Genomic DNA, 14317 nt, shown 5'->3' with positions numbered 1-14317 from the left:
ATCTCCTCTTAATAAAGAATTTATGGCGAACAGAGGGGTCGTTCAATGCTAACCTAAAAGATGATATTGCTTGATCTCAGGTCTTTGACGACCAACTCTGAAAAATAGCTTCATTCATTAGGCGCAGCATGGTCACCACCGCAGAAAAAACAAACATAGGTTACATTACCCAAGTAATTGGTCCGGTTGTAGACGTTAAGTTCCCCGGCGGTAAATTACCCCAAATCTACAACGCTTTGACCATCAACGGCACCAACGAAGCTGGACAAAACATCAGCCTCACCGTTGAAGTACAGCAACTGTTAGGCGATAACCAAGTTAGAGCCGTTGCTATGAGTACCACTGATGGTTTAGTCCGTGGTTTAGAAGTAGTTGATACAGGCGCTCCCATCAGCGTACCCGTAGGTAAAGCCACTCTGGGTCGAATTTTCAACGTTTTAGGTGAACCCGTAGACAACCAAGGTCCGGTAAACGCTGAAGCAACTCTACCCATTCACCGTGACGCTCCTAAATTTACAGAACTGGAAACCCAGCCTTCTGTGTTTGAAACTGGGATTAAAGTTGTTGACTTGCTAACCCCCTACAGACGCGGTGGTAAAATCGGACTGTTCGGTGGTGCTGGTGTTGGTAAAACCGTGATCATGATGGAATTGATCAACAACATCGCTACCCAACATGGTGGTGTGTCTGTATTTGCGGGTGTGGGTGAACGCACTCGTGAGGGTAATGACCTCTATAACGAAATGATGGAATCTGGGGTTATCAACAAAGACAACCTCAATGAATCCAAAATTGCTCTAGTTTATGGTCAAATGAACGAGCCACCCGGAGCCAGAATGCGGGTTGGTTTGTCTGGTTTGACAATGGCTGAATATTTCCGGGATGTGAACAAGCAAGACGTACTGCTGTTTGTTGATAATATCTTCCGGTTTGTACAAGCTGGTTCTGAAGTATCTGCGCTGTTGGGTCGGATGCCTTCTGCGGTAGGATATCAGCCCACTCTGGGTACAGACGTTGGTGCGTTGCAAGAACGGATTACTTCTACAACCGAAGGTTCTATTACTTCTATTCAAGCTGTATATGTACCTGCCGATGACTTGACTGACCCCGCGCCTGCAACTACTTTTGCTCACTTGGATGGTACAACAGTATTGTCTCGTGGTTTGGCAGCTAAAGGTATTTATCCTGCGGTAGATCCTCTGGGTTCTACTTCTACAATGTTGCAACCCAATATCGTTGGTAGTGATCACTACGATACTGCACGTGCTGTACAATCAACCTTACAACGTTACAAAGAACTACAAGACATCATCGCCATTCTCGGTTTAGATGAATTGTCTGAAGAAGACCGTCTCATTGTGGCACGGGCGCGGAAAGTTGAGCGTTTCTTGTCTCAGCCCTTCTTCGTAGCTGAAGTATTTACCGGTTCTCCTGGTAAGTATGTGAAGTTGGAAGACACCATCAAAGGATTTAAGCAAATTCTTTCTGGTGAGTTGGATGCTTTACCTGAGCAAGCTTTCTACTTAGTAGGCGATATCAACGAAGCGATCGCTAAAGCTGAAAAGCTAAAAGGCTAATAGAGGGAACAGGGAACAGGGAACAGGGAACAGGGAAAAGTAAATACTGTCACCTGTCACCTGTCACCTGTCACACCTCAAACCCACCATAAGTAGAAACTCAAAATATGACATTAACCGTTCGTGTAATTTCCCCAGATAAAACTGTGTGGGATGCTCAAGCTGATGAAGTGATACTGCCTAGCACAACTGGTCAGTTGGGTATCCTGACTGGACACGCACCAATGTTATCTGCCTTGGATATAGGTGTAATGCGTGTTCGTGCCAACAAAACTTCCAACTGGCAAGCGATCGCTCTATTAGGTGGTTTTGCTGAAGTTGAAGAAGATGAAGTTACCATTCTCGTTAATGGTGCTGAACGTGGCGATGCTATTAATTTAGAAGAAGCCCGCAAAGCTTACAGCGAATCACAAACCAAATTGAACCAAGTTCCCGCAGGGGACAGACAGGCTCAAATTCAGGCAAATAAAGCCTTTAAACGCGCTCGCGCTCGTTTTCAAGCCGCTGGCGGTTTGGGATAAAAAAGGCAGGAGGAGGATTTACAAGAGAATTCTCCTACAAAGATCGTAGAGACGCATGGAGCGTCTCTACAATAGTTATAGAAAACTGGGGATTGGGTCGGAATTGGGTAGTAATTGCTAATTACGAATTACCAATTACCAATCAATTACCAATTACCCAATCAGGCGCTACCTGTGAAGGCAACTTCAGGAAACTTCAACTGCGCTTCTGCCATCGGGCGGTTTCTGCCTTCTTCTTGCCAGTAGTTGATCACCTCTGTTGCCTTGTTCAGCAACTCGACGCGATCAATGTCAGTAATCCAGTGTTTGGATTCTAACTCTTTTTTTAGTTCTTCCCAAGCATCATTACGAGGCCAGAAAAAGTATTTAGTTAAAGGGCTTGTACCTTTACCGACAACTTGATCAACTGCTAAGGCAACGTTCTCATCTAACCAGAGAATTTTTAAGATAAATTTCGTCAATCGTACCTCCGGGACAAATCCGGCTATGACTTACTGGGTTTGCGACCCCTTATTGTAACTTAATATCTGCTCAATTGACCAATGAGTATTTTTGATGGATGATGTTGATAGGTAATTTTTCTATAGCTTTTTTTGGTCGAATGCTCGAGGGGGAGGCTGTTGGAAATGCTGTTGCTCAAAAAATCCCTGAAATCATCTTCTTACCAGGAACAGGGGGGTAAGAACCAGAAAATGACTCATAGACATCGGTTGGTATTGCTTTAGGGAAGAATGCTATAGTTGCATACCTTTCAAAGTATTTACTAATTTCTCAATATGCTCTAATTCATGTGTTGCCATCATCGTGATTCTGATCCGACTGGTGGGAACTGTGGGGGGACGTATAGCAGGGGCAAAAATACCCACTTCTTTCAGGTGCTTTCCTGCTGTTAATGCTGTGGCTGCATCAGGCAATTGAAAACATAATATCGGTGATTCGGAAGGTAAGATTTTTAAGTTAGGTAGATTATCTCTAATCAATTGTTTCAAATAATTAACATTATCCCACAATCGCTGTCGTCGTTCTGGTTCTTGTTGTACTATTTTCATAGCTGCTAAGGCGGCTGCTGTGTCTGCCGGTGAAAGGGCTGTAGTGTAAATCCAACTGGGAGCGCGATTTCTTAAAAAGTCAATGAGAGTATGACTTGCCGCTACATATCCGCCTAAACTTCCCAAGGCTTTGCTTAATGTTCCTATTTGAATTAACTCTCTACCTGTACAGCCGAAATGTTCCACACACCCAGCCCCAGTTTTACCCATGACTCCGGTAGCGTGTGCTTCATCTAAGAGCAGCATACAGCTAAATTCTTCAGCTAAGTCTAACAGTTCTGGTAAAGGACATAAATCACCATCCATGCTGAAGACACTATCAGTCATAATTAAACAGCGTCTGTGGTTTTGACGTTGTTGAGATAGTTTTTCTGCCAATACTGCAGTACTATTGTGCGGGTATTCTATGACGGCTGCACCGCTCAGAACAGCCCCTCTTTTCAAGCTGGAATGGTTATATTGATCTGATAATATTAAGTCTCGCTTGCCTATTAAAGCAGTAATTACACCTATATTTGCTAAATATCCTGAACTAAATACTACTGCATCTTCTGTTTGTTTGGTAGATGCGATGGCTTGTTCTAATTCCCTGTGTAATTCTCGATGTCCGCTGAGTAATCTAGAACCAGTGCTACCAGTACCAAATTGTTGAATAGCTTTAATGGCGGCTGTTTGTAAGCGTTCATCTCCTGCTAATCCTAAGTAATCGTTACTGGCAAAATTAATTACCTTTTGCCCAGATAACAGCACGGTTGCACCGGGAAGACTGTTGATTGTTTGTACAGAACGATACCAGTCAGCCCGATGAATGGTTTCTAAAGATGCTTCTATCCAAGCGTAAGGATTATTATTCATTACTCAGCAATTCTGAATCGCACACACTGATTTTTAACAAGAATACACTGATGTTTTAGATGTCTAATTCCCAATTATGAATTATGAATTATGAACTACTTCGCTGTTGCTAAGATGAGCGATCGCTTGTTTAATCCAATCTTCTACATAGGCATCTTTGGGTAAACCGATATCTTCGCTGACCACGTGCAGAGCATGACTAACTTCATGGGCAGTATATCCCAAAGCGAAGAGCGTCATTTGCACTTCTTCCAAAATTCCTGGTGCAGGGCCACCTGTAGCCACGAAAAAACCTGCTGATTTGCGCCACTCAATCAATTTTCCTTTCAGTTCTAAACATAAACGTTCAGCGGTTTTCTTGCCCACACCAGGAGCTTGAATTAAAATTTGGGTATTAGCGGCAACAATCGCTTGGACTAACTCTGGTAATTCTAAAGTGTCCAAGAGAGCGATCGCTAAAGCTGCACCAATGCCACTTACAGATAGCAAGTGACGAAATAAATCCCGTTCTGAGGGGGAAGAAAACCCATAGAGTATGGGTACTTCTTCTCGTATTTGGTAATGAGTAAAAATTTGTACCACATTACCAGTATTTGTTAATTGGTTAGCCAGGCGTTGGGGAATCTGTAAATCATACCCCATGCCGTTCACCTCTAAAGTCAAAATGACGCGATTAGGGCTAACCGTTTGCACACCAGCAACAATACCTTTGAGATAGCTAATCATTCCAGGAAACCAAAGTATTTTAATCCTTCCATAATCCCCGCAGCACAACGGTTTTGTGCTAGGTAACGGTAGTCAGCAGGATTCTGATTGTGCCATTGTAATAACTCTGGACGAGCATTACCGACAATGATTCCCCGTTCGTTACCTACAGCGAATAAAGCAATATCATTACCTGAATCGCCACAAACAACAGTTTGCTCGGCTGCAAATTTCCACTTTTGACGTAGAAATTGCATTGCTTGACCTTTATCGCTGGTAAGGGGTAAAATGTCAAGGTCGATACCGCTACTATAAATTAACTTTATATTTAGTTGGGATTTTTCCAACTCTGCCTCAAGTTTTGGTAATATCCCAGAAAACTCTTCTTTGAGAAAGAAACTGACTTTAAAAGGACGTTGTTCTGAGTCTGGTTGCAGAACTAATTCAGGAAATTTCTGGGTGATAGTAAGTATAGTTTCCCGTTGCCATCCGGGGGAGAGAATTTTTGACCAGTCAGGATCTGGAGTATCGCTACCATCGAGATAAATTTCCGTACCGACAGATACAACCAGCGCATCTGGTGAGAAGAGATTTTTTTCTTGTTGTAATTCCCGATAAAGAAGAGGCGATCGCCCGGTAGAATAAACTATTTTTGTACCATGTTGTTGACGATGACTTTGGAGGCGATCGCTTAATTCTACCAAAGCCTGGTCATCGCCTACTAGGGTATGATCCAGGTCGGTTACAAATAAAAATTTAGTCACAGCATTCTCCTTTGTTAGCGTTAGCAACAAAAAGAGTGTACGCTGTTTTTGCTACTTATGCCACTTCTGTAATACTTTAAGGAATACCCGCTTGTTGAAAAATTTGTTCCGCAGAAATTACCAAACCTGGAAATAGAGAATCTTCTAAACTATCTTGACTGCGTTTTGTTTGTGGTCGTGCATCAGGATAAAATATAGTTACAGTTTTCGCTTTGGGATCTATTACCCAAACTCTCAACACACCTGCATCAAGATAATCTGTAGCTTTGGCGCTCATCTCCCCAAAAGATTGGTCAGGTGATATAATTTCTATGACTAAATCAGGAGGAATGGGACAAGCTTCATTTTCAATTACATCACTAGGAAACCGAGAATAGGAAATATATAATAAGTCTGGTACAGGAACCCAATCTTTACCACGAATTCTTAAAATAACCGCCCATTCTACACCAACTTCACCTTTATTTTCTGCCCATTGAGTCAGAATTAAACATAATGCAATAGTTAATCTAGAATGGAATCTTTTTGGTGACATTTTTGGTTTTGCTTCCCCGTTAACTAATTCATAGGTGATATCCTCTTCTTCTGGAGAGTTGAGAAATTCTTGTAGTGTCAGTTGATTTTTAACAGCAATCATAAATTAATTTATAGTTGGTAATCATTAAATTATAGCTTAATAAATTTGTCTGAATCAGGATGTCCAGGATTTTAGGATTTTCAGGATGTTGATTTAATAAAAATGTGATGATTTTTTAAAATTTGATTTTGTCTGATAGCTACGCTATCAGACAAATTTGGGTAATGGGTAATGGGTAATGGGTAATGGGTAATGGGTAATGGGTAATGGGTAATGGGTAATGGGTAATTATATTTTTCCCAATCACCAATCACCAATCACCTAAACATCACAACTCAACTCACCTGATTTTTGACTAAACCTGCGATTTTCCCGATAATCTACCCGACAATCTATCACCGCAGGTACATCTTGAATTAAGGCTTCTTTAAGGACAGGAATTAAATCAGTTGCAGATTCAACGCGATAACCTTTTAAACCCATACTTTCGGCTAATTTGACAAAATCAGGATTACCAAAATGCACAAAAGCAGAGTTACCTTTACCAAATTGATTTTCTTGTTTCCACTCAATTAAACCATAGCCACCATCATTAAAAATTAAGGTGACAAATGGTGTACCCACGCGCAAAGCGGTTTCTAATTCTTGACAATTCATCATAAAGCCACCGTCACCAGTCGCTGCTACAACTTTGCGATTTGGATAGACTAATTTAGCTGCTAAAGCCCCAGGAATTGCAATTCCCATTGCTGCAAAACCATTAGAAATAATGCACGTATTGGGACTGTGACAATGATAATGTCTAGCAATCCACATTTTATGTGCGCCGACATCAGAAATAACAATATCATCTGGACCCATCACTTGCCGCAAATCATAAATTAATTTTTGCGGTTTAATAGGAAATCCATCATCATTAGCGTATTGTTCGTAATCAGCGCGAATATTTGAACGTAAACTAATAGCGTAGGGTGTAGGTTTACTTTGACGATCTGCCAATTTTAAAATTTCATTGAGTGAATCAGAAATATCGCCAACTATTTCCACTTGGGGAATATAACTACTATCAATTTCGGAAGAAGTAGCCGCAATATGGATAATGGGAATAGTACCTTCAGGGTTCCATTTTTTCGGAGAAAATTCAATTAAATCATAGCCAATTGCAATGACTAAATCGGTATTATCAAAACCGCAAGTAATGAAATCTCGTTGTTGCAATCCTACAGACCATAAAGCTAAAGGGTGAGTATAGGGAATAACACCTTTACCCATAAAAGTATTAACAACAGGAAGATTCATTTGGGTAGCAAATTGCGTCACTGCATCACTAGCTTGGGCGCGAATTGCCCCATTTCCCACTAAAATTATGGGGTTTACGGCTTGAGAAATTGCAGCGGCAGCGGCGCGAATACTGGCAAAAGAAGCATAGGTTTTTTCGCTATTATCCTTATTTAAAGGTTTGCCTTCTACGGGCATAGCAGCGATATTTTCCGGTAAATCAATGTGAACTGCACCGGGTTTTTCAGTTTGCGATCGCTTGAATGCTTTCCTAACTACTTCTGGTGTAATACTCGGTCTAACTATCTGTTTATTCCATTTAGTAACTGGGGCAAACATAGCCACCAAATCTAAATATTGATGGGATTCAATGTGCATTCTATCAGTTCCCACCTGTCCGGTGATAGCTACTAAAGGCGCACCATCTAAATTAGCATCTGCCACACCAGTCATTAAATTAGTAGCACCAGGACCAAGAGTAGAAAGACAAACTCCCGCTTTACCAGTTAACCTCCCATAGACATCCGCCATGAATGCTGCACCCTGTTCATGACGAGTGGTAATAAATTGAATCGATGATTTTTTTAAAGCTTCTAAAACGTGTAAATTTTCTTCACCAGGAAGACCAAAAACATATTGTACTCCTTCATTTTCTAAACACTGTACTAACAAATCTGCCGTATTCATTTTATTTCCTCAATCTCAAAAAATCTGACAATCTTAGATACACGCGAAAATAAAAACAAATCATCTGCGTTTATCTGCGTCCATCTGCGTTTAAAAAACAATTATTTCACCCAAACAGTCTTGATATTCACAAATTCATGAATACCTTGAATACTCAACTCTCGTCCATAACCAGAGCGTTTAATCCCCCCAAAAGGTAAACGGGGATCAGATTTTACCATGCTGTTAATAAATACTGCACCGGCTTCAATTTCTTGAATAAGGCGATTTTTCTCTTCTTCATTATTTGTCCAGGCACTTGCACCCAAACCAAAAGGTGAATCATTGGCTAATTTGATGGCAGCATCAATATCCCGAACCCGAAATAATAAAGCTACCGGGCCAAAAAATTCTTCTTTGGCAATAGGATGATCTAAAGGGATGTCTATGATAATAGTTGGCGGGTAAAAGTTACCAGGACGATCTTCTAAAGCATATCCACCTGTGAGGACTTTAGCACCACTTTCAACGGCAATTTGGACTTGTTTATCCAAATCTTGAAGAATACCGGGAGTTGCCAATGGTCCTAAATCTGTGTCTGCTGCCAAAGGATCACCAACTTTCAGCGCCTGGATTTTTTGTAACAGCAGTTTTTCAAACTGATCAGCAATTGTTTCTGCAACAATAAAGCGTTTGGCTGCTATACAAGACTGTCCATTATTTAACATCCGCGCTGTGACTGCGGTGGATACTGCTGCTTCTAAATCAGCACTTTCTAGAACAATAAATGGGTCACTGCCACCTAATTCTAAGACGGTTTTTTTAATTTGTTTACCAGATGCAGCAGCTAAAGAAGCACCTGCTGGTTCACTGCCGGTTAAGGTGGCTGCTTTTACCCTCTCATCAGCCATTAAATCGGCAACTTTAGCAGCACCGATTAATAAAGTTTGAAATGCACCTGCTGGAAAACCTGCGCGGTTGATAATATCTTCTATTGCCAAAGCACACTGGGGTACATTGGAAGCGTGTTTGAGTAACCCCACATTTCCGGCCATCAGTGCTGGTGCGGCAAAGCGAAAAACTTGCCAGAAGGGAAAATTCCAAGGCATAACAGCAAGAATTATACCTAAAGGCTGATATTTAACAAAACTATGACTAGCGTCGGTTTTAACTGTGACATCAGCGAGGAAATTAGGGGCATTTTCCGCATAGTATCGACAGACGAGGGCGCATTTTTCTACCTCAGCGATCGCAGATTTTAAGGTTTTACCCATTTCTAGAGTCATCAATTTGGCAAAATCTGCCTTTTCTTGCTCTAAAATATTGGCTGCTTGTTGTAACCATTGCGATCGCAACTGAAAACTAGTCTGACGATACTGCTCAAAAGTCTGCTGTGCTAATTCCAGTTTAGCCGCTATTTCTCCATCCTCAAGCGACTCAAAGATTTTCAGAGTTTCCCCAGTGGTAGGATTAATCGTGGCGATAGCCATTACCTGACCTCCCGTTAAAAAATAGCTTCAGGTAGCTTCCTAGTCTTACACAGATTCATCATAGAAGCTACCATCAAAATTCTAGTCTTTCAATTGTGAAAGAGTTGCTTAATATTAAGAATTTGCAACTTTTTTTGAAATAAAGTATACAATACGATAATAAAATACTTAAAAAAAATATTAGTAATTAATTAATAACTGACAAGTTATATCACGACCGGCGAATTACTTATAATAACTTTTTTCCTATTACCCATCACCTATTCCCTTTTCCCTGCCCTAACATATGATAACTATTCAGACAGGCATAATATCACAATTGACCCATAAAAATTAATTCATTTTTGTCTGATAAACCTTAATAAATCTATCAATACCTTTAAAACGATGGTCTCCCATTTCTTGAAAATCAGACTTTTGCGACAGCATTCTATAAGTGGCTTCACTGATAACACATTCACCAGGAGGGCAAATTGGTTCCATCCTAGCGGCCACATTAATTGTTGTTCCTAACGCTGTATAGTCTAACCTTTGAGAACTTCCCACATCACCCACCACAGCTTTACCACTGTTAATAGCAATACGTAATTGTAAAGATTCCTGCCAAAAATGATTAGCATTAAGACGTTGCAGACGAGAGAGCATTCCTTTAGCAGCAGCAACAGCCCGATCTGCATGACCTGGTTGTGGTTCGGGAGCGCCAAAAAAAGCCATAATACAATCACCAATATATTTATCTAAAGTGCCACCATAGGCAAACACTTCTTGTAACATTTCCTCAAAAAAATTATTTAATAATTCAGAAATTTCTGTGGGTTTGAGCCTTTCCGATATTGCCGTAAAGCCTACCAAATCAGCAAATATAATACTGATTTCACGTTCGTTAGGAGGCAAACGCCCATCGGGAAATTCTCTCACTGCTATTAACTGCTGCACCACCGCCGGAGAATGATACCGTTCTAAACGGTGACGAATGACCTCTTCAGCTTTGAGTTTATCTACTAATAACCAACGTTGAACACTAGATGCAACCAAATTTGCTAAAGCAGAAAAAAAGCTGAGTTCTTCTTCACCATTATTTTCCCACTGGGAAGAATAAAGATGAGCATCGGCGTAGAGAACACCGACTACTTTATTTTCATCCCATAAAGGTACTGCCATTGCACTCATAATACCTTTAAATAAAATACTTTGTTCACTAGAAAAACGTTCATCAGACTGGGTATCAGCACTTTGAATAGCTACTTTCTCAGTAAATACTTTTTGACAAATACTGCGACTAATCCAACTACCATCAGTGGGCAAATTTTTGTCGTGGGAACTAATTTTAGTGGCTGAGTTGATTAACTGCAAATTTCCGGAGCCATCAACATCAATTAATAATGCCAGGCGTTCCATGCCATCAATATAACGAAAAACTACTTGTTGCACCTGAGAAAAAATTTCTTCAATAGATGCTGCTGCACAGAGATTTTTAGCTATGTCTACCAAGTCTTTTAGACGGGCAATGGTTTTTTCTTTATTGTTCTTGCCATTAATGCTACTAGCGTCTATCCATTGTTGTTGCAGTTCTTTGACATTCCGCAGAATTGTGATTTGCTGATTATTAGTTTCCGAATTTCCTAAATATGGAGACGGTGACTGTTCTACATTAGTTGATAAAATTACTACCAAACTGACATTACCCAACCAAATAACATCACCGTCTCGCAACTCTTCGGCTGAAGTAACAGGGTTGTGATTTACTTGGGTTCCATTTTTACTACCCATATCCTCAATAGTCCACACATCATCATTGGTTTTGACGATACGGGCGTGTCTGCGGGAAACTCCCCCAAAAGGTAAAAACAAGTCGCATTCTGGCAAGCGACCGATAATAAATACATCTTGCTTCACTGAAACCTCGGTTTCAATATTACCCTCTGTTAAAAGCAGTGTGAGTTCAGTCATGAGTGTAATACATCCATACTGGAAGTTGGAAACACAAGTATCAAGGCTAACTTTTTAAAACTTACGCATCAGATACCAGACATCCGGTTACTCAAGACTAGTTATGGTAATAAACCAAGTTCTTTTGTGTAAGTCCTAACCTAACCTTTTCTTTATGATACTGTTAAGAGCATTAGAAAGAATCTAGTTGTATTAATTTTTACATTAACTCTTGACGGCTGCATAAATTATTGCTGTTTTCGCATGGCAGAAATAATTAATAGCAATTCTATATGAGGTTGCGCTAAAGCGATAGCCATCATCAGTGCTAGGGGTATCGCCTGAAAAGCTTATTAATTGGTTGTTTTGTGTTCTCTCTATATTTAGGCGAAATGTCCACGTGGCAAGACTTATAAAAGCTTTTTGGTTTATTGGCTACGCAAGCTATCAGTAATCAAACCGGATTCCTATAGTATCTGCAATAAAGTCATTATTTATATAAATGAGTAAGTATAATCTTAATTAAAGGTTGTATATCTGACTACAGGAAAACCAAATTTTTAATGATAAATTTAATATAAATATGTTAAATGATTCTTTTCAAAACTAAGGGTTTTGTCTTTATAAAAAAGTCATAAATACTTGATAAATTCTTAATAAAAAATGGCATTTATAGGACTAATATTTAATTTAAAACAAAAGCTTAGTACACCCCGTATACCTGAATTTTCTGTAATTATATAATTCTATTCCCTATTCCCTATTCCTTATTCCTTATTTCTTATTCCCTGCCTCCAGGAGTAATTATGGCTACGCCACGCAAGCTATAAGTAATGAAATCGGATTCCTATATATTTTATGTATGGAAATAATATCAAACTTGTTATAATGGAAACATTACAATAAAGATAAACAAAATTCAGCATCTATCATAATTCTTATTCCTAACAATATACATCACTATTCGAGTTACGCTATAACTAACTTACATTAGCAGTGAATACGTGTTAAATAATTATTGAGTCCTATTTATTGCCAGTTGAATTTCAGACATTCACCGTCAGTTACTAAACGTGAGGAACTTATGAATCAACGCAAAAATCCTACTCAAAAACCTAAAGTAATAAAATCATATAGGCTTAGGCTGAATTTGTTGTTTGTATTAGCAACTACTTTGGTAATAGTCATAGCTACGCTTTATCCATTTAATTTTTCCTTACCTCATAGTTTTTCTGTAACTGATTTTTTTGCCAGTTTTAACCATGTAAGTTCTTTTCAAGATCAGGTAAATAATGTTTTATTATTTATGCCTTTAGGTTTTTATTGCGCTAATTTCTTGCAGAAACTTAAAATTAGAATACTATTACAAATAATCATAGTATTGGTGCTAAGTGCAGGCTTATCATTGACAGTTGAAACTTTACAAATCTTTCTCCCTTCCAGAAGTCCTACTCCAGCAGATATTGTTAACAATACCTTAGGGGGAGGTCTAGGTTTATTGGGCTTTTATTTCTGGAATTATCAAAAATTAAGTAATACTGGTTCACAAACTACAGGGAATAGTTCAAGATTATCAAATCAACAAATCACAGGATTTATTCTGGCTTATGTATCTTTCACTTTACTGATTTCTATATTCTGGCAAAGTACCATAAATTTAAGTAATTGGGATTTAAATTATCCCCTGGTGCTAGGTAATGAACGCACTGGGAATAGACCCTGGCAAGGATATATATCGGAAGTTTATATTACTGATAAAGCTATATCAAGTTATGAAGCCAGAAAAGGTTTAAATGATGCTACTAATTACTTTAAAAATCTTGATGGTTCTCTGTTAGCTAACTATCAATTAAACGGAAAATGTTGTTATCAAGAACAAACCGGAAATTTGCCAGAACTATTATGGCAAGGAACGCCTACAAATATAGAAGAAGAAGGTCAAGGCGTTTTTGTGAATTCTAGTCAATGGCTAAAGACAGCAGAATCTGTAAAAAATCTCAATCAAAGAATTAGCCAAAAATCTGAATTTACCTTGTTTGCTAATCTTGCTACTGAAAATACTCAACAGACTGGTCCAGCGCGGATAATCTCAATTTCTGGTAGTTATTTGCGGCGTAATTTAACGCTGTCACAGCAGGGAAATTACTTGGATTTAAGGTTAAGAACCCCGCTGACGGGAGAAAATGGTGCAGATTTACAACTGATGATACCGAAGGTTTTTACAGACAATAAATTCCATCAAATTATCATCACTTATTCCAGGGGAACAGTTCAAGTATATATCGACAAAGTACAACGCTCTTACTCTTTTCATTTACTGGAATTAATTCCGTTTAATCAGAAATTATTTTATTATGCGCTGATTTTTATACCTTTAGGTGCGAGTTTAGCTATACTAAATCTCTTGGCTAACAATAGGGTGATAGTTTCTAAGGTTTTGATTCCAAGTGGCATTTTATTACCTTCTATCCTAATGGAAGCTATTTTGATCACTGAAAGTCATAAAAGTTTGAGTTGGAAAAACCTCTTCTTAGGAATATTATTTACAGCCGGAACAATGTTGATTTTCAAAATCAGAGCAGAATATTTAAAAGCTAGAAGTTAATTTAGAAGTTTACTCGGTACAACAGACACCAGACCATTGGTTAAAATCTCCTATCTCTTTTCAGGTCAGAAATAACTTTTTCTAGAAACCAAGCCTCCGTTTTACCAGGGTTTAGCTAATTGCACTACAAGCGATACCTTCGGTCAGCTTCGCTATCGCACTTCTCCAAAATCACATCACAGCGATCGCACTCTAAAAAATCACACTACTCATAGCGATCGCATTCCCAAAAATCACATCACAAGCGATCGCTCTCCCCAAAATCACCCTACAAGCGATCGTTCATTTTCTCCAAGCTGTT

At 39.2% G+C, this 14317-nt stretch carries 11 protein-coding genes; 3 read left to right on the top strand and 8 right to left on the bottom strand.

Annotated features, from left to right (window positions below; translation table 11 throughout):
* Positions 1-128: 128 nt before the first annotated feature.
* Positions 129-1577 (top strand): F0F1 ATP synthase subunit beta, encoded by a 1449-nt coding sequence (gene atpD, locus H6G06_RS18300; RefSeq protein WP_190562703.1) that lies wholly within the window; start codon positions 129-131, stop codon positions 1575-1577.
* Between the two features lie 107 nt (positions 1578-1684).
* The gene (gene atpC / locus H6G06_RS18295) at positions 1685-2098 is read left to right on the top strand and encodes an ATP synthase F1 subunit epsilon (RefSeq protein WP_190562701.1); all 414 of its coding nucleotides are present in this window, start codon (positions 1685-1687) and stop codon (positions 2096-2098) included.
* A gap of 161 nt (positions 2099-2259) precedes the next feature.
* Here atpC and H6G06_RS18290 read toward each other — a convergent pair whose 3' ends face one another.
* The 8 genes from H6G06_RS18290 to H6G06_RS18255 form a co-directional block, all read right to left on the bottom strand.
* Positions 2260-2586, bottom strand: coding sequence for a 30S ribosomal protein PSRP-3 (locus tag H6G06_RS18290; protein ID WP_338422961.1), 327 nt, complete (start codon positions 2584-2586; stop codon positions 2260-2262).
* 246 nt (positions 2587-2832) lie between these two features.
* Positions 2833-4002, bottom strand: coding sequence for an 8-amino-7-oxononanoate synthase (gene bioF / locus H6G06_RS18285; protein WP_190562699.1), 1170 nt, complete (start codon positions 4000-4002; stop codon positions 2833-2835).
* Positions 4003-4083: 81 nt separating this feature from the next.
* Entirely contained in the window at positions 4084-4728 is a 645-nt protein-coding gene (gene ruvA / locus H6G06_RS18280; protein ID WP_190562697.1) for a Holliday junction branch migration protein RuvA, read from the bottom strand.
* Positions 4725-5471 carry a sucrose-phosphate phosphatase gene (locus H6G06_RS18275; protein ID WP_190562695.1) on the bottom strand — a complete coding sequence of 249 codons (747 nt, stop codon included), beginning with the start codon at positions 5469-5471 and terminating at the stop codon, positions 4725-4727. Before H6G06_RS18275 ends, ruvA begins: the two co-directional genes overlap by 4 nt.
* Before the next feature lie 76 nt (positions 5472-5547).
* Positions 5548-6108, bottom strand: a complete 561-nt coding sequence (locus tag H6G06_RS18270) for a Uma2 family endonuclease (protein WP_190562693.1) — start codon at positions 6106-6108, stop codon at positions 5548-5550.
* 261 nt (positions 6109-6369) lie between these two features.
* On the bottom strand, positions 6370-8013 hold the full coding sequence (locus H6G06_RS18265; protein WP_190562691.1) for an acetolactate synthase large subunit: 1644 nt from the start codon (positions 8011-8013) through the stop codon (positions 6370-6372).
* A gap of 101 nt (positions 8014-8114) precedes the next feature.
* Positions 8115-9482: an NAD-dependent succinate-semialdehyde dehydrogenase gene (locus H6G06_RS18260; protein ID WP_190562689.1), complete on the bottom strand. Its 1368-nt coding sequence runs from the start codon at positions 9480-9482 to the stop codon at positions 8115-8117.
* A gap of 333 nt (positions 9483-9815) precedes the next feature.
* Entirely contained in the window at positions 9816-11432 is a 1617-nt protein-coding gene (locus H6G06_RS18255) for an adenylate/guanylate cyclase domain-containing protein (RefSeq protein ID WP_190562687.1), read from the bottom strand.
* Between the two features lie 1063 nt (positions 11433-12495).
* Here H6G06_RS18255 and H6G06_RS18250 point away from each other — a divergent pair.
* Complete coding sequence (locus H6G06_RS18250; RefSeq protein ID WP_190562685.1) at positions 12496-14016, top strand: VanZ family protein; 1521 nt, start codon at positions 12496-12498, stop codon at positions 14014-14016.
* The last annotated feature ends 301 nt before the right edge of the window (positions 14017-14317 follow it).

This window comes from Anabaena sphaerica FACHB-251 (genome assembly GCF_014696825.1).
Taxonomy (GTDB): domain Bacteria; phylum Cyanobacteriota; class Cyanobacteriia; order Cyanobacteriales; family Nostocaceae; genus RDYJ01.
The sequence above is the reverse complement of the archived record's forward strand: the minus strand, read 5'-3'. Positions and strand labels throughout refer to the sequence as shown.

Coding starts and splice junctions, on each gene's coding strand:
- bioF (WP_190562699.1), bottom strand. CDS start 4,002: ATGAATAATAATCCTTACGCTTGGATAGAAGCATCTTTAGAAACCATT.
- atpC (WP_190562701.1), top strand. CDS start 1,685: ATGACATTAACCGTTCGTGTAATTTCCCCAGATAAAACTGTGTGGGAT.
- H6G06_RS18260 (WP_190562689.1), bottom strand. CDS start 9,482: ATGGCTATCGCCACGATTAATCCTACCACTGGGGAAACTCTGAAAATC.
- H6G06_RS18270 (WP_190562693.1), bottom strand. CDS start 6,108: ATGATTGCTGTTAAAAATCAACTGACACTACAAGAATTTCTCAACTCT.
- H6G06_RS18265 (WP_190562691.1), bottom strand. CDS start 8,013: ATGAATACGGCAGATTTGTTAGTACAGTGTTTAGAAAATGAAGGAGTA.
- atpD (WP_190562703.1), top strand. CDS start 129: ATGGTCACCACCGCAGAAAAAACAAACATAGGTTACATTACCCAAGTA.
- H6G06_RS18250 (WP_190562685.1), top strand. CDS start 12,496: ATGAATCAACGCAAAAATCCTACTCAAAAACCTAAAGTAATAAAATCA.
- ruvA (WP_190562697.1), bottom strand. CDS start 4,728: ATGATTAGCTATCTCAAAGGTATTGTTGCTGGTGTGCAAACGGTTAGC.
- H6G06_RS18255 (WP_190562687.1), bottom strand. CDS start 11,432: ATGACTGAACTCACACTGCTTTTAACAGAGGGTAATATTGAAACCGAG.